Annotated in this window: 20 protein-coding genes and 1 tRNA gene; 9 read left to right on the top strand and 12 right to left on the bottom strand. The window is 39.0% G+C overall.

From position 1 onward, the window contains the following. The first annotated feature begins 362 nt into the window (after positions 1 to 362). Entirely contained in the window at positions 363 to 677 is a 315-nt protein-coding gene (locus AC21OG_RS04350) for an integration host factor subunit alpha (protein WP_491185056.1), read from the top strand. A 67-nt stretch (positions 678 to 744) separates the two neighbouring features. On the opposite strand, the gene AC21OG_RS04345 is transcribed toward AC21OG_RS04350, so the two are convergent. Continuing rightward, on the bottom strand, positions 745 to 1,101 hold the full coding sequence (locus AC21OG_RS04345) for a hypothetical protein (protein ID WP_486545214.1): 357 nt from the start codon (positions 1,099 to 1,101) through the stop codon (positions 745 to 747). A gap of 593 nt (positions 1,102 to 1,694) precedes the next feature. Here AC21OG_RS04345 and ypfJ point away from each other — a divergent pair. Beyond that, entirely contained in the window at positions 1,695 to 2,573 is an 879-nt protein-coding gene (ypfJ, locus tag AC21OG_RS04340) for a KPN_02809 family neutral zinc metallopeptidase (RefSeq protein ID WP_487376053.1), read from the top strand. Between the two features lie 165 nt (positions 2,574 to 2,738). On the opposite strand, the gene rho is transcribed toward ypfJ, so the two are convergent. Together rho and trxA are read right to left on the bottom strand one after the other, a co-directional pair. Continuing rightward, entirely contained in the window at positions 2,739 to 4,007 is a 1,269-nt protein-coding gene (gene rho / locus AC21OG_RS04335) for a transcription termination factor Rho (protein WP_486545642.1), read from the bottom strand. 982 nt (positions 4,008 to 4,989) lie between these two features. After that, positions 4,990 to 5,316, bottom strand: coding sequence for a thioredoxin (trxA, locus tag AC21OG_RS04330; protein ID WP_486545211.1), 327 nt, complete (start codon positions 5,314 to 5,316; stop codon positions 4,990 to 4,992). A 450-nt stretch (positions 5,317 to 5,766) separates the two neighbouring features. Between trxA and AC21OG_RS04325 the strand changes: the two genes are divergently transcribed. The 3 genes from AC21OG_RS04325 to AC21OG_RS04315 all read left to right on the top strand — a co-directional run bounded on the left by AC21OG_RS04325 (position 5,767) and on the right by AC21OG_RS04315 (position 8,624). Continuing rightward, a complete protein-coding gene (locus AC21OG_RS04325; RefSeq protein ID WP_487376051.1) occupies positions 5,767 to 6,480 on the top strand; it encodes an RluA family pseudouridine synthase in 714 nt (237 codons plus the stop codon). A 231-nt stretch (positions 6,481 to 6,711) separates the two neighbouring features. Beyond that, entirely contained in the window at positions 6,712 to 7,830 is a 1,119-nt protein-coding gene (locus AC21OG_RS04320; protein WP_487376050.1) for an MBL fold metallo-hydrolase, read from the top strand. Continuing rightward, on the top strand, positions 7,809 to 8,624 hold the full coding sequence (locus AC21OG_RS04315) for an SDR family NAD(P)-dependent oxidoreductase (RefSeq protein WP_487376048.1): 816 nt from the start codon (positions 7,809 to 7,811) through the stop codon (positions 8,622 to 8,624). The genes AC21OG_RS04320 and AC21OG_RS04315 overlap by 22 nt, the downstream gene beginning before the upstream one ends. A gap of 389 nt (positions 8,625 to 9,013) precedes the next feature. On the opposite strand, the gene AC21OG_RS04310 is transcribed toward AC21OG_RS04315, so the two are convergent. The 3 genes from AC21OG_RS04310 to AC21OG_RS04300 all read right to left on the bottom strand — a co-directional run bounded on the left by AC21OG_RS04310 (position 9,014) and on the right by AC21OG_RS04300 (position 11,877). After that, entirely contained in the window at positions 9,014 to 9,625 is a 612-nt protein-coding gene (locus AC21OG_RS04310; protein ID WP_487376047.1) for a nitroreductase family protein, read from the bottom strand. A gap of 271 nt (positions 9,626 to 9,896) precedes the next feature. Next, positions 9,897 to 10,829, bottom strand: coding sequence for a pirin family protein (locus AC21OG_RS04305; protein ID WP_487376046.1), 933 nt, complete (start codon positions 10,827 to 10,829; stop codon positions 9,897 to 9,899). A gap of 334 nt (positions 10,830 to 11,163) precedes the next feature. Next, positions 11,164 to 11,877, bottom strand: coding sequence for a pirin family protein (locus tag AC21OG_RS04300; protein ID WP_487376045.1), 714 nt, complete (start codon positions 11,875 to 11,877; stop codon positions 11,164 to 11,166). A 317-nt stretch (positions 11,878 to 12,194) separates the two neighbouring features. On the opposite strand from AC21OG_RS04300, the gene AC21OG_RS04295 reads away from it, so the two are divergent. Then, on the top strand, positions 12,195 to 12,521 hold the full coding sequence (locus AC21OG_RS04295) for a GNAT family N-acetyltransferase (protein ID WP_486545200.1): 327 nt from the start codon (positions 12,195 to 12,197) through the stop codon (positions 12,519 to 12,521). Positions 12,522 to 12,676: 155 nt separating this feature from the next. On the opposite strand, the gene ycaC is transcribed toward AC21OG_RS04295, so the two are convergent. The 3 genes from ycaC to AC21OG_RS04280 form a co-directional block, all read right to left on the bottom strand. Continuing rightward, a complete protein-coding gene (gene ycaC / locus AC21OG_RS04290; RefSeq protein ID WP_486545198.1) occupies positions 12,677 to 13,327 on the bottom strand; it encodes an isochorismate family cysteine hydrolase YcaC in 651 nt (216 codons plus the stop codon). Positions 13,328 to 13,603: 276 nt separating this feature from the next. Further along, positions 13,604 to 14,332 carry a YoaK family protein gene (locus tag AC21OG_RS04285; protein ID WP_487376044.1) on the bottom strand — a complete coding sequence of 243 codons (729 nt, stop codon included), beginning with the start codon at positions 14,330 to 14,332 and terminating at the stop codon, positions 13,604 to 13,606. A gap of 268 nt (positions 14,333 to 14,600) precedes the next feature. Beyond that, positions 14,601 to 15,026, bottom strand: a complete 426-nt coding sequence (locus tag AC21OG_RS04280; protein WP_487376043.1) for a DoxX family protein — start codon at positions 15,024 to 15,026, stop codon at positions 14,601 to 14,603. A 495-nt stretch (positions 15,027 to 15,521) separates the two neighbouring features. On the opposite strand from AC21OG_RS04280, the gene AC21OG_RS04275 reads away from it, so the two are divergent. Then, positions 15,522 to 16,466 (top strand): LysR family transcriptional regulator, encoded by a 945-nt coding sequence (locus AC21OG_RS04275; protein WP_487376042.1) that lies wholly within the window; start codon positions 15,522 to 15,524, stop codon positions 16,464 to 16,466. A gap of 69 nt (positions 16,467 to 16,535) precedes the next feature. Here the strand turns inward: AC21OG_RS04275 and AC21OG_RS04270 are convergent, their stop codons facing one another. The 3 genes from AC21OG_RS04270 to AC21OG_RS04260 all read right to left on the bottom strand — a co-directional run bounded on the left by AC21OG_RS04270 (position 16,536) and on the right by AC21OG_RS04260 (position 19,400). Continuing rightward, positions 16,536 to 17,813: an iron-containing alcohol dehydrogenase gene (locus AC21OG_RS04270; protein WP_487376041.1), complete on the bottom strand. Its 1,278-nt coding sequence runs from the start codon at positions 17,811 to 17,813 to the stop codon at positions 16,536 to 16,538. Positions 17,814 to 18,160: 347 nt separating this feature from the next. Beyond that, a complete protein-coding gene (locus tag AC21OG_RS04265) occupies positions 18,161 to 18,478 on the bottom strand; it encodes a hypothetical protein (RefSeq protein WP_487376040.1) in 318 nt (105 codons plus the stop codon). 831 nt (positions 18,479 to 19,309) lie between these two features. Continuing rightward, positions 19,310 to 19,400, bottom strand: a tRNA-Ser gene (locus tag AC21OG_RS04260). Positions 19,401 to 19,945: 545 nt separating this feature from the next. Between AC21OG_RS04260 and AC21OG_RS04255 the strand changes: the two genes are divergently transcribed. Then, complete coding sequence (locus AC21OG_RS04255) at positions 19,946 to 20,842, top strand: DNA/RNA non-specific endonuclease (protein ID WP_487376039.1); 897 nt, start codon at positions 19,946 to 19,948, stop codon at positions 20,840 to 20,842. 126 nt (positions 20,843 to 20,968) lie between these two features. Then, positions 20,969 to 21,316 carry a hypothetical protein gene (locus AC21OG_RS04250; protein ID WP_487376038.1) on the top strand — a complete coding sequence of 116 codons (348 nt, stop codon included), beginning with the start codon at positions 20,969 to 20,971 and terminating at the stop codon, positions 21,314 to 21,316. Positions 21,317 to 21,343 lie beyond the last annotated feature (27 nt).

Genomic DNA, 21,343 nt, shown 5'->3' with positions numbered 1-21,343 from the left:
TCTCTTAAAAAAGATTAAGGTGCTAATCCGAATTTTTGCAGCGTTTGCATATGTCTTATTCAATATGTTAAATTTCAGGTTTGGTTTTAGAGAGTTCTTTGACTATAGCAGTTATAGTATAGTAACCGTATTTATGTATTGGTACAGTATCGACCCTGCTTTAAAACATTAATTGTATTATTAGCTCGGCTAATACGTTGTTCCAATCTTAAATGCTTAGATAAGTTTTAGTATCATCTATACAGTGCCCATTTAGCAGGATGCTGGATAGGGGACATAATTATAAATTACTGCCTTTTGCTTAAGCACTGTGTATTTTAATCCCCAGTAAAGTAAGAGGTATAGACGAAAAGGAAGCCGTAATGACAGAAATAAAAGCTGAGACATTAACCAAAGCCGACATCATTGACCATCTGGTAGGTAAATTTGGTTTTACTCGGCAGCAAGGTCGTATTTTAGTAGATTCTTTTTTTGGAGAAATTTATGACAACTTAGTGGAAGGTAGAGATGTTAAGTTGTCAGGATTTGGAAACTTTATCTTGAAAGACAAGAAAAGTAGACCAGGACGTAATCCAAAAACTGGTGAAGAAGTTGAAATATCGGCTCGACGGGTTGTAACATTTAAAGCAGGTCAAAAATTACGCCGTCAAGTGGATGACAAGCAACTACAACCGTAATTTCAAATTTAAAAACAAAAAAAAGAGAGCTAAATTAGCTCTCTTTTTTTGCATAATCAGTAATAAATTATTGAGCAACAGTTTCTTCGGTGCCATCTGCAGCAGCTTCAGCGGTAGCAGCAGCTTCGTCAGCAACTGGAGTTTCAGCTTCCATGTTGTTAGCTTCTTCAACAGCTTCAGCATCACCACTAGCAGCAGCAACTTCAGCCTCAGCAGCGGCAGCTTGGGCATCAGCTACAGCAGCTTGTTCATCAGCAACATTTGCGCCTTCAGCAGCAGCATCATTGATCTCAGCTTTTGCATCTTGTAACTCTTCTTGTGCATCATTAACGTCTTCAACAGCGTTTTCTTTGTTGCTGTCACAAGCAGCTAGGCCCATAGTAGCAGCCATTAAACCAGAAAGTGCGATTAGCTTGAAATTCATAGTATTCTCCAAATAGTGAAATATAACTGACTAAACATTTTATAAAAAGCCAAGCAGAATAAAGTATTAACTGTCATATAACTAATTACAAAACAAATATTGTAGAGTCAGAATTCGTTAGCGATTATACATCACTAATATTACATTTCAAAGTAATTTTGTTTAAATAAAATATTTAGATACATTTTTTAACGAAAACTTGCGATCTAAACCTATAAGTACCCGTTAATACCTATATTTATTGACTTGTAGAGAGTTTTTGAAAACTAAAATGATTTAAATAAATATTAAATGACATATTTATGCATAAAATAGATGCTTTTTGAAGACCTATAACTGATTATAATATAATGACATAGCTTAAAATACATTTAAAATTTTAATTAAATAGTCACTAAATGTTAAAATAAAATTTGCTTTCTTCATTATATAAATATAACTTTCTATAATACAGCAGCCTAATCTAAAACTTAAGACACACTTGAATCAAGTTTCTAGAGTTATTCTTTTAAAGTAGTACTCAAAAATGCTCTAAAGAAAGTATCTAAAAATGACCCCAAATAAAATTTAATGACATTCCGAGGCAAATACTGATGAAATGGCGTGATAGAAGACGTAGCTCAAATGTTCGTATGAGCGGTGGGAAAGCAGCTGGTGGCGGTATCTTTGGTATTATTATTGGTTTGGTTCTTTGGTTGGTATTTGGGGTGAATCCCATGACTGCTTTCCAGACGGGTCAATCAATGACTGCCGGAAGTAGCTCAACGACGCAACCGGTAGATGATAATAGTCGAGATGCACAGTTTGTTGAAACTGTTTTGGCAGATACGGAAGACGTCTGGCACCAAATTTTCCAAGAGTTTGGAGAAACTTATAAAGAACCGACATTGGTTTTATTTGAGGGAAGAGTAAACTCTGCTTGCGGTAGTGCAACCTCTGCAACTGGCCCTTTTTATTGTCCAGGAGACCAGCAACTGTATTTGGATACCTCTTTCTTTAAGGAAATGCGGCAAAATATAGGGATTGCAGGTGATCAACAGGGATCTGGTGATGCAGAAAACCAAGGTAAAGCGGGTGACTTTGCGCAAGCCTATGTCATTGCACATGAAGTGGGACATCACGTCCAAACGTTACTTGGTACCTCGCAAAAAGTCAATCAGGCGCGCCGTCAAGTCAGTGAAGCACAAGGTAATGAGTTGTCTGTGCGTCAAGAATTGCAAGCCGATTGTTATGCTGGTGTTTGGGCCAATCGCAATCAACAGCGCGTGCAATTTTTGGAAGAAGGCGATATTGATGAAGCCTTACATGCGGCTAGTCAAATCGGTGATGATCGTTTAGCAAAAGCCAGTGGGCAATCCGTAGTACCAGATAACTTTACTCATGGTACCAGTCAGCAACGGGTAAACTGGTTCACCAGAGGGCTTGAAACAGGAGATATCCGTAATTGTGATACCTTCTCTGGCGCTATATAAACGACTTTCGTCTTCATCGATAGGTTGATAGATCTGATGCAACTAAATTAACATCAATTGACCAGAGAATAAAAAAAGACCGCTGTTCATCAGTGGTCTTTTTTTTATAAGCACTTAGGTAATCGGGTGTCATCGCTCAGTTGAGCCTAATTTCTTAAGTTAAGCTTAGTTTTGCGATTTGCGCGTCATTTGATCAAAGAAATCATCGTTAGTTTTGGCTTCTTTTAATCGATCTAATAAGAACTCAGTGGCCTGAGTACCATCCATAGGTTGCAGCAGCTTGCGCAAGATCCAAACTTTACGTAGCGTGTCTTCATCAAGTAAGCGCTCTTCACGACGCGTTCCCGACTTTTTGATGTTAATCGCAGGGAAGACACGCTTTTCAGCTAAGTCTCGCTCTAGAGTGATTTCTTGGTTACCTGTCCCTTTAAACTCTTCGAAGATAACGCTGTCCATCTTACTACCGGTATCGATAAGGGCGGTTGAAATAATGGTCAAGCTACCGCCTTCCTCGATATTTCTTGCCGCACCAAAGAAGCGTTTGGGCTGAGCGAGGGCATTGGCATCCACACCACCGGTCAATACCTTACCTGAAGAGGGAACCACAGTGTTATAAGCACGAGCCAAACGGGTAATTGAGTCAAGTAAAATGACCACATCTTGTTTATGTTCAACAAGCCGTTTCGCTTTTTCAATAACCATCTCAGCAACTTGAACATGGCGCTGTGGTGGCTCATCGAAGGTTGATGCTACGACTTCTCCACGGACAGTACGCTGCATTTCGGTCACTTCCTCTGGGCGCTCATCTATAAGCAATACGATTAAGTAACATTCTGGGTTATTGCGGGTAATGGATTGTGCAATAGTTTGCAACAATACCGTTTTACCAGCTTTGGGCGGGGCAACAATGATAGAGCGCTGACCCTTACCGATAGGAGCGATAAGATCGATAACCCGGCCTGTTAAGTCTTCTGTAGTACCGTTACCCATTTCAAGTCTTAGCTGTTCTGTTGGGAATAAAGGCGTTAGGTTTTCAAAAATGAGCTTATGACGAGAGCGATCAGGGGTATCAAAGTTAATTTCACCGACTTTAAGTAAGGCAAAATAACGTTCAGAATCTTTAGGAGGACGAATGGTGCCTGCTATCGAGTCGCCTGTCTTTAAGCTAAAACGACGGATTTGACTTGGGCTTACATAAATATCGTCGGGGCCAGCTAGATAGGAGCCTTCTGAAGAACGTAGGAAGCCAAAACCGTCAGGCAGCACTTCTAGTACACCATCGCCATAGATGGCTTCCCCGTTTTTCGCATGCTTTTTTAATATAGCAAAAATGATGTCTTGTTTGCGGCTTCGAGCTAGGTTATCTAGCCCCATTTCCTTTGCGATATTAAGAAGTTCAGTAACGGAGTTCTTTTTAAGTTCAGTCAGGTTCATAGAGGTTTCGTTTGATGGTTGTTGAGTCATAGTCATTTGCCAGTACGCCAAAGTAAACTAAGCATATGCGATAAATAATAGAGGTTTAGACGATAGCGAGGTATCGCTATAGACAAGTGGAATTAACAAGTTCTGAAAGGAATAAAATAGTGTCATTAGCATGAAGCATTGGTTTAGATTTAATAAAAACTTATTTTAATAGACAGTAATATACAGACTTGTAGAGTCACCATATAAGTAAATAATGCATTATAAAACTGCTTTAATAATTGTTATTCACAATTAATGTGTTACTCGGTCAGGTTGACTTACCCTGTTAATGAAGTCTTGATGACAGTGTTTGGTGTATTAAACGTAGTCAACTTTATTGACCAAATTGACCGAGCTATCTGACTTAGACAAAGGTGGTAAATGATATCTTCGAGCAAAGATGAGGCATACTTTTTATTTAAGAAAGTGTGAAAAGATATAATGATTGTCAGTATGTGACTGAGAATATCAATACTAGATCATAAAAAAATATTAATAACTGGCGCCATATCGAGCAGAAAGCACGTTATATGGGAAGCATTAAGGCAAGGAATGATCGAGCAGAGATTGCGTGCAGATTAGGGTCTACTTGTTAAAAGGGATCAACAAAGTGCGTATTTCTAATTGCAACTCACAAATTGACAATAGGTATTCTCTAGGACTCAAACTATACGGTGTTTACCCGCTTTATGTCAATGGTTTTGTTAAACTAAAGCAAAATTTAAAAGAAAGCAGCTTAATATTGTTCCTTAAGCTAAAAATTGTTCATAAAATAGCTCTAAACAACTCTAAAAAGAATAACTTAAAAAGATAAGCCCTAAGAAGATAAACTCTAAAAATATAAAGTGACCGTTATTAAACAGTCACTTTATCATCACTGGTAAAAATGATGCCACTAGACTCTAATGATTTAAATAGAAACTTATATCAAATAGCGGTATCCATTAGTGGCTTATAAATGCTTATCTAATAGGGCAGCAAGATCCGCTTTTGGTTGTAAGCCCATGACCGTGTCTACTTTTTCGCCACCTTTAAATACCATTAACGTTGGGATGCTACGAATACCAAAACGGCTGGCTGTTTCTGGATTTTCGTCAACATCAATTTTCACAATAGTGACTTTGTCTTTATATTCGTCAGCTAATTCTTCAAGGATAGGCGCGATCGCTTTACAGGGTCCACACCAGGCTGCCCAAAAGTCTAATAATACAGGGAGCTCAGAATTAATAACGTCTTGATCGAAGTTTGCATCTGATGAGTTAATGATTAAATCTGACATGGTTGTATCCTTATGAAATAATAATAAAGTATAGAAATGAAAGGGAAGAAAGTAAATAGGTATCAAAAGATCGTATCAGTCAACCCAAGCTGTTACTGTCCAAAGTACAAGCGGGTGCTAATTGAAGAACATATTACCAATAATAAAAAAAAGGTAAGATTCGTTAAATTATACGCACTATAATACCATTATTAGATTAAATTTTTGTTCTTACCCCGTTAAGTATGGTTGATAATTGGTATTGATGTAATTGATGGTATACTCCTGCTATGGATTGGCTTAAGTATATTACCGGCAGTTAATCCTCTATTTAACCTGATACCAATTCTAGAAATTAACCTATCGAGGAAGACGCGTACAAACGCTACCAATACTAGGTTCAGCGAGACTGACAAAGATAGATTATTTTATAGAAAAGGTATTACACACCTTCAGCCATTGCGACACATTATGCCACTATCAATTGAAACCGTTAATCGACTAAATATTGAAGAAAATCAATACAACGAGCAGTTTTTTAAAGATTTTTTATCTCAAATTACCCTCTATGAAGATGAAGACATTCTACTCGTCAATAAGCCTGCAGGACTACTAAGCATTGACGGTAAGGACTTAAAGGTCAGCCTATTATCAAGACTTGAGCGGGCAATGCCTGAGGTGAAACTGATCCATCGACTGGATATGGATACCTCAGGCTTAATGATATTTGCTAAGAACAAACCAGCACAGACCCATATTAGTAAGCAGTTTATTGAGCGTATTCCCCAAAAGGAATATCAGGCCATCGTGCAAGGCACTTTAGCAATACCCGGCAAAAAAGGGGAGATCAATATTCCTGTGCGCTATGAGCCCAGTATTAAGCCCAAACATGTCGCAGATCCTGAGTGGAAAAAGCATGCCTTAACTCGTTATGAAGTCTTACATCATGAGCTTCGTAAAGGTAAACCCGTCACCCGTGTGGCCTTACATCCTGTGACGGGACGTAGCCATCAGTTGAGGGTGCATATGGTGCATTTAGGACACGTCATTATTGGCGATCCGATTTATGCAGAAGGGGAAGCATTGAGCCTAGCACCGAGACTAAATTTGCACGCGCATAAATTACGCTTAAAACACCCGACCATGAATACGTGGATGGCGTGGGAGAGTGACGTTCCCTTTTAGAGTAAGTTCTAAATTTTTAGAAAAAACTTTCTTTCGTTTGAAACAGGTAGTATTTTATAAATAGTAGTAGTTAATGGTAATAGGTGATGTCATATTTTGACGATGACCACCCATTGTTCGTGTTTAGTGTCCTTTCTGAACTCATCTTTTATTTGAAGCCAAGCTTGTGTTAGACACCAAGCTTGTATTTTAACTAAATACATCTCTTCCCTCTCATACAAGGATAGTCATATGAGTATTATTCATCCTTTCTCTCACTTTAAATCAGCCCGAGATGCCGCAAAGCCATTAGATCGGGTTGAAGATGTTCGAGGGGCTGCAACAGACTTTCGTAACACCATGCTAAGCAAGCCAAAAGTAAAGTTTTACAAAACCTTTGAGCTTATCCGTATTCCGTATCCTACTAAATACGGCTATCTGAATGCCTTCGGACTACCCACGCCCTACCTGCATATCTGTAATAAACTGTTTGTCATTCAGTTTGATAGTGAAGAAGGTATAAAAACCTTGCTCGTCAGTCCTTCTGATTGGGAACATCAACGAGATACGCCTTATTTCTACCATATGCTACAAGATACAGGTGTCTTCGCAAAACCAGTTGAGACGTTAATCGTCAAACCTAAAAACACCGTTTTGGGGGCACTTAAACAGCTTGGTCTAGATCCTGCAGATGTGGACTATATAACCTACGATCATCTGCATACTCAAAATATTACTCGGTGGTTAGGCGGTCAACGTGATGGTGAAAGTCATGCTGCTATTTTCCCTAATGCAAAATTATTGGTCATGCGAGAGGAGTGGGAAAGTACGCAAGCGCTACTGCCTTGGCAAAACCAGTGGTATTGTCCAGGAGGTATTGATGGGGTAGAGGACAGTCGTATTGAGTTGTTGGATGGGGATGTGTTCTTAGGCGACGGCTCTGTAGCGCTCATGCATACAAAAGGTCATACCGAAGGCAATCATTCGATTGTCGCGCATACCGATCAAGGACTATTGGTTACATCGGAAAATGGCGTTAGCATGGATGCTTATGCACCACAACACTCTCAAATTAAAGGATTGGCTAAATATGCAGAGTTGACTCAATCCGAAGTGGTGATGAATGGGAATACATTAGAATTTGGGGTGGATCAATACCTGTCAATGATTCAAGAAAAAACGGTAGCTGGTCCTTATCCTAAAGATGAGCGTTTCTTCAATATGGCGTTATCCTCAGAGTCAGCTGGTTTTACGCTATTTCCAGGGACTGCGCCAACGGTACGTATGGGTGAATTAGAGTTTGGTAAATTTACACCCAAAACTAAAAATAATAAAAAAAGAGGTGGGATATGGCGCAAACTTATATCGTAACGGGCGCTGCATCCGGCATTGGATACGCACTAAGTCAAAGACTACTAACATTGGGTCATAATGTCTGTGCCTGTGACCTCAATTATGAGGCGTTACAAGCGCAGTATTTGGATCACGCCTTAGCCGATAAAGGAGGTCCACTTATGTTGCAGCAATTGAATGTGCGACGTATCGAGGACTGGAAAGCGATGGTGGAGCGCGTGCTCAGTCAATGGCAAAAGATTGATGTATTGTGCAATGTTGCGGGCGTTCTTAAAGAGAATTGGATAGCAGATATTGTGGTACCAGATGACGTTGATTTTCATTTTGATATCAATGTTAAAGGCACGATATTTGGCACGCAAAGCGTGGTAGATACTATGGTTAAGCAGGGCAGTGGTCATATTATTAATATAGCATCACTCGCGGCGTTATCCCCAGTGCCTGGATTATCACTTTACAGTGCCAGTAAATATGCAGTGCGCTCGTATTCATTGGCGGCCGGTATGGAGCTGGCAGAACATGGTATTGCAGTGACAACCTTGTGCCCTGATGCGGTACAAACACCGATGCTGGATCAACAAAAAGATAAGGCGCAGGCGGCTCTTACTTTCTCTGGCAACCGTACTTTAAGTGTTGATGAAGTGGTCGATGCTATTGTTGGACCGGTATTAAAGAAACGTCCGTTAGAGATGGTATTGCCAGCGAGTCGTGGTGTGGTGGCAAAAGTTGCCAATATGTTCCCACAAACGACGGGTAGATTTGTCGATATCTTCCAAAAGCAGGGAGCGAAGCGACAAGCAAAAAGTGAATAGTAATGTTAAAAATGTGGGCTTAACAATAAACACCAAAAATAACTTATCTTTGCCAAACACTCTTAGCCAACAATGGGTTTGTTTCCAAAATAGGTTCAGTTTCAAAATAGGTTCAGTTTCAAAATAGGTGAATTTCAAAAATGCTATCAGAGTGTTCAACAGACCCTAAATAAAGGTCAATAAAAAAGCAGCCCTAATTTCTCAGGGCTGCTTTTTAGATCTCATTAAACATTATGTATATCACAATGCTCATTTAAAGAGATTATTTTTAATACCTTTTCTATAAAATAACCTATCTTTGTCAGTCTCGCTGAACCTACTATTTGTAGCGTTTGCACTCGTCTTCCTCGATAGGTTAATTTCTAGATTTGGTATAAGATCAGCGATGATTATTTACCGAAAACTTTCATACGTTTTTCGATAGATTCGAACTCTTTGTCGCCAGCTGGTGCTTCAATACCACCGAATACCATTTGAGCAACTAGATCCCAGTTTTTATCAATATTCCAAGTGCTTGCAACTTGGCTATCGATTAGTGGGTTATAGTGCTGTAAGTTCGCACCAACATTAACGCTGGCTAGTGCAGTCCAGACAACATATTGATGCATTGCATTGGTTTGCTGTGACCAAATTGGGAATTTGTTTGCATATAAAGCAAAGTTGTTTTGTAAGTACTCAACAACGCCTTGGTCTTCAAAGAATAAAACAGTACCAGCGCCAGCTTTAAAGCCTTCAAGTTTTTGTTTAGTGCCTTCGAACTGCTCGTCATCTTGTACTACTTTACGTAGCTCGTCTTCAGTGATTTGCCAAAGTTTTTTATGGTCTTCACCAAATAACACAACGATACGAGTTGATTGAGAGTTGAAAGCTGATGGGGTGTGCTTGATAGCATGCTCAACGATATCAACAACTTGTTGCTTATCAACAGGAAGTTGATCATTTAAAGCATAGATTGAACGACGAGCTTCTGCAGCGTTTTGAAGGGTTTTTAAGTCTGACATAATAAATCTCCATTTAACTAAATTGATTAATGAACAATAATCTTGTTTATAAATTGACACATTTGAAATGTATGACTCAATGTTATAAACAGACCCTAGTCTCAAGTACTAATTTTAATACTTAGTTTTTTCTTAGTTATCGTACTTTAGATCACTCAAATAACTTGAGACAATTATAAAAACTAATGCTTAGAACTGACATTGTATTTTTGTAAAAAATTTTAACAATGACCTCTCTAATTTAACTATTAATAAATAATTAAAATAGTATTTATTCTTTAAAACCCTCTGGTAAAGCAGGGGCCTCTAGACGCTTCAAATCCGAATCAACATTACCAAAGCGAGGATGATGATTATTCCAATCTTCAATGGCTTGTTCTATATCTTCTTTATTGTCTGAGACAAAGTTCCACCATAGTAGAACCTTTTGGTTGAGTGGCTCGCCCCCTAATAGCATAAATCGGGTGCCTTTCTTACCTGAAACCTTAATTGTCGTCTGCTCTGTCACGTCATCAAAACGAATTAATTCATTTTGCTCATATTGGGTACCGTTATAGTCAACACCATCGACGACCATCAATATCCCATAGTCTAAACCCGGTTCTAAGGTTAACTCAACGTCACCATCTTTAATAAGATGGACATCTACCCCAATTAATTTTGAATACTGAATAGTAGGTGCTTTATAACGATCACCTTCTGGGGTAGTGTACTCACCTGTTGTCAATACAAATTCAGCACCTTCTGCAGTCCAGCTTGGTAGCTCTGGATAATGATGGAAGTTACGTTCAATGTTCTGATCTAAAGGCAACGCAATCCATAATTGGACCATATTCATACCGCGCCATGCGTTGGCTGAACCACCAGTATCTGGAAAAACGCTTTGTTCGGTATGGCTAATGCCCTGATCTGGTCCAGTGCCTGCGGTCATGACGTTGACTTGGTTTTTGGTGATGACTTGCTTATTACCAATACTGTCTTTATGCAGTACTTCGCCATCAATCATCCAACTAAAGGTCTGCAAATTGATATGGGGGTGACGACCGACTTGCATACCCTCTTCATCTTCGCCAAATTCAGCGGGGCCGGCATGATCCATAAAGCACCACGCACCGATAGGCTCCTTGCCTTTATTAGGCAATAAACGGGCAATAGGAATACCACCAACATCGGCTAAGCGGGGTTCAAGTGTTTTAGTTTTCATATTTACCTCTAAATATTTATTATTTATGATAGCTCAATAGTATTACTAATAGGTTATAAGAATTAAAAGGTATGTATCAAAAGTTGTATGAATACCGTGTTAAAAAACATTATTAACCATATATGAGCAAGGGGAAGTAGTACAGTAGTTTATCTCACTATTTTAAAATAAGCGACTTCGTTAAAAATTGTAATACTATGTCAGGGTCTACTCGTAGCGATAGGTCACATTGCCTATACTTCAAGATATTGGGCTGATTTTGTCTATTAAACGGTTGTTATTGCACAAGACTGGTCTAAATAACGACTGTCTGAATTAGTTATCATTAAGTCGTTTATAGTGTTAGTGGCACATCCATCACCAACACTTGCGCATTTTCCAAGACATCCATGGTAAAGTTCTTGGTATCAGAAATACCGAGGCCATCTCGGCCTTCTAAAACCTGACCATGAATCACGACTTTTCCAGAAATGACAAAGACGTACGCCCCATTAAGAGGACCGCGTATGCTATAAGTCGTGGTAACGCCTTTATCGAATTGTCCCACACTAAACCAAGCGTTTTGATGAATCCAGACACCTTGATCGTCAGGGAATGGGGACAGCACTTGGCTAAATTGATTTTGCTTAAGTAATTCAACTAAGCTGACTTGTTGATAGCGAGGTTCGACATCTAAGGTATTTGGCACTACCCAAATTTGTAAAAACTTAACTGGTTGCACATCATCGCCGTTCATTTCAGAATGGGTCACCCCTGTTCCAGCAGACATGACTTGAATGTCACCACTTTCAATAACCCCGTGGTTACCCATACTATCGCCATGTTTTAACTTTCCAGACAGGGGAATACTAATAATTTCCATATTAGCATGTGAATGGTCGCCAAACCCCATTCCTCCATCAACATGATCATCATTGATCACGCGCAGTGCCCCAAAACCAACACGATCAGGATCATAATAATCCGCAAAGCTAAAAGTATGTTTACTTTTAAGCCAGCCATGATGAGCGCCCCCACGGGAGCTTGCCGCATGATAAACGGTTTTCATATTTAATCCTTAACCGGATGTTTATTTTATATTAATAAAACTTAACTAATAAGTATTAAAATTTAATATAGCTACATAATAAGGGTTTATACAAATTTTTCAAGTCCTTAGTATGTTAATGATTTAAAATATTATTTTATAGAGTTTTAGGTAGCTACACATCATCACTAGACGTTAGAGCGTTCAATAGCTATTATGAGTTAGTAAATGGGTTAATAAACCTGAAATAGCTTTAATATTTATGTTGCTAAAAAAGCAAATAAAGTGAATAAAGCAAATAACACTGAGCATTTAACTAAATAAAAAAGAGTATCACTATGACCAATAATGAACACCCTAAATACGATGTCGTTGATAATAAAGAAGCCAAACGCTTTGAGATTCATGTTGATGGACATGTCGCCTTTGAGGACTATGACTACTTTACAACCAGTGCGGGCGAAAAGGGTATTGCCTATTTACATACCGAAGTGCCAAAAGAGCTTGGTGGACGCGGAATAGCAGGATATTTGGTAAAGTATCTTTTAGACTATGCCGCTGACAATAATTTACGGGTTAAGCCAATCTGCCCTTATGTTAAGGCCTATATTGACAAGCATCCTGAGTATCAAGATAATTCTGTTTTTCACAATGCAACGCCATAAGGCGTGATTGTTCGACTAAACATACCAAATGCTCTCGCTAATTAAATGAAAAATGCCACATCTCATCAGATGTGGCATTGTCGTTTTTGATGCTAAAACAATGATGTCTTTTTTACTACTCTCTGTATCGGCTAAGCGAGTTAACCTTATACGTCTTATTTCTTGCCAGTTAACTTGTTATAGCTGTCAATAAGAGGGGCATAGGCAGGAATGTTTTCATAGAATAATTGAGTATAACCTTCCATATCCTCACGCCAGTCACGACGTAATTCATTAGACATTGCAAACCATGGCATCAGTTGCGCGCCAGCTTGTTGCATACGTAACCATGCAGAGTGACGGTTAATTTCGTTGAATGTACCTGATGCATCCGTGATAACGAATACTTCATAGCCTTCTTCAAGCGCTGCTAGGGCAGGGAATGCAACACATACTTCGGTAACAATACCAGCAATGATAATTTGCTTGCGACCTGTTTTCTTAACCGCTTTTACAAAGTCAGGGTTGTCCCAAGCACTAATTTCGCCTGGACGCGCAATATATGGCGCTTTAGGAAACTTTTCCTTAAGTTCAGGCATGATAGGACCATTTGGACCGTCTTCAAAGCTGGTCGTCAAGACTACTGGCAGATCAAAATATTCGGCACAATTGGCTAGTGCCATAACATTGCTTTTGAATTCTGCAGGTTCAATATCGCGCACTAAAGACAAAAGGCCTGCTTGATGGTCGACAAACAAGACCACGGCGTCATCTTTGTTTAAGCGATTATAAGTATATTTTTGACTATCCGATTTAGAGCTAAACATGAAAATATCCTTCGTTATAAGTTATTTTAATTTAAACAAATAAGAAAATAAATTGTATCGAAACAATGATTATTTCTAAATAGTACTTAATAAAATAGTTCTAAAAACCATTAAAACTTAAAGTTCCAATACAGATTTAGAATAGCATTGGCTAATTTAATGACCTTATAAAGTTGGTATTGTTTAGTAATGGGTTTGTAAGTTATGTATGAATTATCACAATTATTTAACCATACTAAATAAAAACCTGTCATAAAACGTAGATCTGTTGACTGCTTAAGACTCGCTATACATATTCTGATGCTTAAGATACTGGACATTGCGAGTTTTTAAAGCAAGATATAGTATGGCAATGATAAAAGGTGCAATCGACCAAAAACCAATATATAAATACAAAACAGCACCGGCAAATGCACCGAAAACAAAACTAAATACCACAGTTGAGCTGTACTTTAAGCTATCCATATTACATTGGGTGCGGTTAAAGACATAATCTGACAGATCCATTCCAAACTGAGTGGTATTACCTGTCATTAATAGAGTTGGGCGGGTTTTACCCATGACGGTTCTGTTTGCTGTGTTACGAATAGCAAACGCCATCAAACCTAAGAAACCTGTAATCGCAACATCCCACGCACCGGCAGTATCGAAGGGGCCAAACACTAAAGCGGAAATCATAAAGGCGGTTAAAAATGCAACTTCTGCAAACAAGAGTTGGCTTAAGATCGGTTGACCTGACTGTCTTAGGTGAATAATACGCTGAGTGATCATAACGGTAATGATAAATACCGGTAAGGCACCAAGTTTTATCCATAGGCCTTTATCGTCTTTAACCATCCCTGCACCAGCCATCACTAAGTTTCCTGTGACATGATTGGTGAAGAAGCCTAGCAAGGCAACAAAGCCTATCGTATTAATGGCACCGCCCACAAGGGTAAGTAAAATGGTAGACTCAAAGCGCTTCCACCAGCCCTGGTGTGCTTCGGGGTTTGAAGTAGTGCTCATGTTACTCTCCTATAAACTCGACTAGTGTATTAGCCAAGTGTGTCAAAAACATCTGAGTTCGCTCAGAGCTGACACCCTAATCATCCTATAAAGTTAAACTTGACTGTTAAAACGAGACGCTAATAGAGCGATCAGTTAGCACGCGACAATAAGTTAGCACACAATAAAAGACGACTGATATCAACCATGTCAATATCAGTCGTTTATAGTAGCTTAAAAGTCAGAAAATTATACTATATATTGTTAGATATATAGAAAGGTGTCGCTATTAAAGGGTGCGTGTTGGGCGACGATCATAGTCTTCTGGATAGGTGTATTTATCTTTATCGATTGATAAAGCGCCAGGGCCATGGCCTGCAATCATTAAGAAACCACCAGCAATAGCTAGGTTTTTCATAAAGTGCATCATTTGGTTTTGATCAGCAAAATCAGCATGGAATATGACAGCAGATGCGATGGTGAAAATAGCAAGGATCAAGGCAATCCAGCGTGCTTTAAACCCGACAAGAACAGCAATACCACCTAATATTTCTAAAGCAATGACCAAAGGAAGTAATCCTCCAGGCACACCCATAGATTCCATATAACCTTGCGTACCTTCATAGCCAGATATTTTTGACCAACCTGACATGATAAATAGTACGACTAATAATAGACGGCCTAATGGAGCAGCATAACGAAGTGCATTGTTCATAAGGTTCTCCTAACGTTAATTAATGTACATCAGTTTTTGTTTATTGTTTATACCTTTACTCTTGTGGTGCTATACTAATTGTTGACGCAGAAGAAATAAACCACTCAAATTGCAAATGATAATTCAGATTTTGAGAACAATAGCATTTAGTTTACCTTCAAAGATACTAAATCCCTTTTGATGGTTAATACCTTCTCTATAAAATTACCTGTCTCTCAGACACGTTGAACCTACTATTTGCTGAGTTCGCTCTTGCCTTCATCGATAAGATAATATCTAGATATGGTAGACAATATTTTCGGTAGTGTGCTTTTAAAGTTCTCTTCAAAACATTCTTCAACGCCAATTAATCAGGACATAAGAATATCCAGTTTATTTGAGTTACAGAGTAGTACTAAGGTTGTTATTTGGTTAATAACAGAATCTGAGAGACTATAACAGGCTTGTATTAAATTTTTTTTAAATAGCATTAAAGGTTGGACTGCGAGGAGTGGTATGGGACAGTTAGAAGATATGTCGCTGTTTGTGCGTATCGTGGAGGCGGGCAGTATTACTAAAGCTGCTGAACAATTGGATATCGCAAAATCGGCAGTGAGTCGCCGTCTAAAAGATCTAGAAGATCGATTAAAAACTCAGCTTATCAACCGCACTACGCGTAACTCGACCTTAACGGAAGCCGGTGAGCAGTATTACCAACAGGCACGCATTATTCTTGGTGATGTGGCGGTGCTTAATGAAGAAATTAGTGGCGTCAAAGCCCACATTGAAGGTACGTTGAAAATAACGGCGCCATTGTCATTCGGATTGATGCACCTTAGTGACATCATTGACAGCTACGCTATTCAGCACCCAAACTTAGATTTTGAATTGGACTTTTCAGATAGGCGAGTGGACTTGATCGAAGAGGGGTATGAGCTGGCTATTCGTATTGGAGAGCTTAAGAACTCAAGCTATCAAGCAAGACGCCTCACGGTCATTCGGTATGTTTTATGTGCCAGTCCAGACTATATTGCACAAGCAGGTATGCCCAAATCTTTAGCGGACTTGCAACAGCATTCTTTTTTACAATATGGGTTTAACAAACAAAACAGCTTGGTATTAATCGATTCAGAAGGCAAGTCTCACAAAATAGACACGACATCAAAGATGAAGGCCAATAATGGTGACTTTTTGATAAAAATGGCAGTAAAAGGTCAAGGTATTGCCTTTTTACCAACCTTCATTGCCTATGAGACGATCGCCAGTGGTGAGTTGATACCTTTGATGACGCAGTACCAACTCCCTACGTTAAATGCTTATGCCGTCTACCCTAAGAATAAATTTTTATCACAGCGTTGTCGCTGTTTTATCGATTTTATCGTTGAGCAAATAGGGGATGAACCCTATTGGGATCAACTAGCTTTTGATAACGCAAGTTTTAGCAGTGCAAGCTTCAAGTAATGCAACAGCTTAATTTTCGTTTAGTCAGTAAAACACTAATCGTTAGAACGGCGACTGTAGCCTTAAGCCTTACGTTTCGCTTGCAGCTTTAATTTTGTTAAGGATATTGATAATCTGTAAAGCCGTGAGATATCTAGGGACGGCATATGTATCACGAACTTCTTTAGCAGCAGCTTTGGCAATTTTCTTAAAGTCACTACTTTGCATACCCTTAACGGTATTATCTATATTCAACTTTTTGATTAAAGTGCTGACATGCTCGATAAAATAGTCGGCCAAATCACGATCATCTACTTTTGCGCCAGTCGTATCGATAATGCCCGTTATTTTAGCTAAGTGAGCAAGCCTTGTTTTACTGACCTCTCGATTGATATCAAGTATATAAGGCAACACAATGGCATTCGCACGACCGTGGGGTACACCATAATAAGCCCCTAACTGGTGAGCAATAGCATGCACATAACCTAAGCCCGCTTTATTAAAGGCTATACCACCGTAGTGGGCAGCAATACCCATCTGTTCCCGTGCCTTCAGGTCATTCCCATCTTTATAGGCAAGGGGTAGATACTGCATCACCGTTCTGGTGGCAGAGGCGGCATAATAGTCTGTCTCACTACTGGCGTTCACACTCATCCACGCTTCTAGCGCATGAGTCAGAACATCAATACCCGTATCCGCTGTGATATGAGGGGGCATACCTTGCATAATAGTCGGATCTATCGCGGCAGCTAAAGGCACCATTCTTGGGTCTATTGAAATGGATTTTTGATGCGTCTTATCATCTGACACTACGGCGCCAAGCGTCGCTTCCGAGCCAGTGCCTGCAGTAGTCGGGATACAATATAGCGGCATACATTTTGAAGCTTTTAGCAATCCCATCAGCTTTTGCGGCTTACGCTTTGTGGCTTGACTGATGGCCAAAATTTTGGACGCATCGATGACAGAGCCGCCACCTAACGCTAAGATTGCATCGCAGTTATGGTTTATCGAGTGATTTAGACCTTCTTCAACCACACTGAAAGTCGGATCTGGTGTGATGCCATCATACAGATGATAGTCAACATTATGCTCTTTTAAATACCGAGTTATTTTGTCAGGGATACCCAAATTGTTTAAAACAGAATCGGTCACAATCAAGATATTTGTGGCGCCTTCATTGATCATCATATCGCAAAGCTCGAAGCACGATTGTTCACCTATAAAGAGTTGCGGTCTAGGTATAGGTACTACCATGGCAAATGCTTGCAAGGCTTTGGCGCGAGTTTTGGCAATAGCAAGATAGCCGGTATGGTTTAAGGTACGTGGAGATAGTGATTTTAGGGTACTAAGAGGCTTAATTGCTGGCATGTAAAAGTCCTTTTAACGCTGCGTGCAGGGTATTTGCTTGCGTGTCAGAAAATGGTGAGTATCAAATAGCATTTAGCTCTGAGGCCTGACTACCTGTATTAAGATAGATAAAAAATTAAATGATTTAAAAGTCTTAGATAAATCAATATTTTAATAGGCGCTCTTTCATTGAGTATGCTTAATCAAAGGATATAGTAATTCTTATAACAGAACAACAAAAAACGTAACTAGACAGTATAATGCAGCGCATGACAATTTTATTTGATTAAAAAAGCCTACCACAGCTCTGCGGTAGGCCCTTATTAAGATTGACAAAGATAAATCTATTGAGAGTAATCACTCATAAATTATTTACAATTTTTTTGCTCATAAAGCTTGGTTAGGTTATTACGGCGTTCTTTAGCGGCATCGATAGCTTCTTCAGTATTAGAGTAAGTGCCAATTAACGCTGGCCAGAATAGCACCGCAGCTGCGACGTTTTTACCGGTAACTTTACGTTCATCACGTGCTTCTTTTTCAAATCTTTCCGCCTCTTCAATTTCAGAGACAATTTGCTGACATGTCAAACTTGCGTCACTAACTTTTTTAGTTTGAACCACGTGTGGTGTCGCACAGCCTTGCATTAATAGCGCCAATAAGCCAACGCTTAGAAAAACCTTTTTCATACTTCCCTCATATTATTCAATTGATTAATTAGAAAATAGAACAAAATAATGTAGTCAAAACATTCAGATTATTCGGAATGTTGAAACTATGAGTTAAGTTTTATTTATATTAATTTGTTGCTTAAATGTCAATAAATTTTTACAGAAAATTTAAGTTAGTTATTAAATATTGCTATATAGATACTTATTTAGTGAATAGTTCTCTAACAGAAAGGTATAGAACAAGAGATAAGTATATAAGGGCTAAAATAAAGGACTGAAAAGACATGATAATAAGCATTATTAAAAGTTATATGAAGGTATTAGAAAGAGATGAACTGTTTTGAAGGTCTGGAGAACATAACCCTATAATGCGGATGTGTCTTTTATTTTTAGTACTAAAAAAGACAGGAGACAATACCTAAATATGGGTCACATTAAATTCTGACAAACTTAATTAAGATAGGTCGTTTTATAGAAAAGGTATGGTTTCGATACAAGCTGATTTATAAGCAAACTTAAAACTTGGTTTGCCGAATGTGTAACGTGCGGAGTAGAGAAACAGAACCTACGGCTCAAGTTTTGAGCTTTATAATAGCAAGACTATATAATCTGATTAGGATTTTAAGGATTATGGATATAGGAAGATGAGGGTTAATTTTAATTCAACTCAACATAGCGTTGATTCAACATACTATCGGAAATGTTAGAAAAGCCAAATTAGTCATGGACAATGAATATTAAAAATATTGAGGAAATATTGGCAAGGCACTTTGTAATAAGGCACTAAGCAATAAGGAACTATGCAATATAGGGGGGAAGGGGGTTATAGAATAAAGCGAAAAACAAAATTGGCGGTGAAGGAGGGATTCGAACCCTCGATACGCTATTAACGTATACACACTTTCCAGGCGTGCGCTTTCGACCACTCAGCCACTTCACCGTTTTGAGCGATATAGTATACCTAAAGGCAAGTCAAATGTCATCCTTAGCGATCCGTTTTATTTATTGTCGGTAATTCGACCTATATTGACTCTATATTTTCACATTTGGTTCGACAAATCTGAGCATTGAGTGCGTCACCAAATGACGTTTAATTGTACTCAACGCTTTACACTTGCTATAACCATTGGTAGCATGACCTTCTTTTGCCTTTATTGACCAGCGCTATCTTATTAAAAACAAAGTTTTTTTTTGATAATTTATGACATATAACGCATATAGCTGGCACTTATAATCAAGGCGTAAAAGCAGCAGTTAACAGTAGGTAACTTGGTCAAAGTAGAGGCGGTAAACGTGGTAAGTGGTCATGACCAAACAATGCGATATAAAGTTCCCTTAATCTTAATGTCCTTATTAATAGTACGATTTTTAAAAATACCTTTATTAATACCTATATTTTTAATGCTTTTATCAGTAATCACGAGGGTATTAATAGCTGGGTTAATGGCTCTAAAGGCGGTGGTGTATTTACCTAAAGCGTCTACAATGAGCTTTCACAGAGTGTTACCGTTTTGTTTAGCATTAATGAGCAGTACGGGTCTGTCTACAGGGGCGTGGGCAACAGATTTTAGAGACTGTGATCAAAACTTTTATGCTGCCACGGCACCAGATTATATCGACGACAGGGTCATCAAACGAAGTGTCCCCTTGTGCTTTGAAGGCTTTGCTACTTTATACTCAGGCGTATCGCGCACCCCGCTGTGGTCAGCTGAACACATTACACGGAAACGACTTGATCAAGCAGAGGAAATTCCAAGAGAGGACAGCTTTCATAGTGAAAGCAGACTGCCTGAGTCTCTAAGGGCAGAAATATCAGACTACAAAAACTCAGGATTTGATCGAGGGCATCTGGCACCTAATGCAGATATGGCCAATACTCGTCAGCAATATGACAGCTTTAGTCTTGCCAATATCGTGCCTCAATCTCCTAAAAATAACCGTTATGTCTGGCGCAATATCGAATCTGTGACCCGATATTTAACTAAAAAATACGGTGAGGTTTACGTCATAACGGGTGTGGCGTTTAAAGGCAGTAAGCTGACTCAGTTACATGATCGAGTCTTGGTACCGACACATATGTTTAAAGCCATATTTATTCCTGCTACGGGTGAGGCGGGCGCCTATTATGCGCCTAATGATGATAGCGAGCGCATAGAAGTTATTAGTATTGATGAGCTCGCTCTGCGATCTGGTATTGATGTCTTTCCCGCTATTGCTTCAGAATCTAAAGCAGTCGCCATGGCATTGCCCACAAGCGTCAGTGATATTACTGATAGAGACAGTAGCACTAAAAGCTCTAATCAAGCAGATGATGAGCCTCTTTGGTATCTTGTTTTGATTGAAATCTTACGTTGGATTGTTGATAATTTTTTGTCAAAATAACCGTTTAGATAATGACGCATAAAGCACAGGTTCTTGGTAATATGGATATGACTTGTAATTTTGCGGACATTTATCCTGTACTTTTTATGGATACTTATATTGATGCGCAATTAAGGGATATGCATTATGAAACATCCAGACATTCCAGACATTCCAGACAATAAGACTGAAAACAATCCAAGCTTTGAGACAACAGCATTTTTGCCTTATCAAAATGACCATCAAAGTATGCAGATAGGGGAGTTGGTGTTTGAGAACCAAACAGATAAAGTCACTGTCTATGGGGATATAGATATTATTAAAAGTGAAGCAGGATTAGAGCAAGCGTTAAAGCTTCAGCACGTTTTTCAAGCGATAGTCGATGAGTTACAAAAGGCAAAAACCGCGGGAAACCTTCACGATACGGCAACAAAAGAGTCTATTGTAAGCGAGCAGACGCAAACCAGTAAGAAGATAGACAATCCGTTTTCATAACTCTTACACTAAAAAAAGGTAAGGGCA

It is taken from the genome of Psychrobacter sp. CX5 (genome assembly GCF_057621535.2).
Note: the sequence above shows the minus strand (reverse complement) of the source record. Positions and strands in the feature narration are given on the sequence as shown.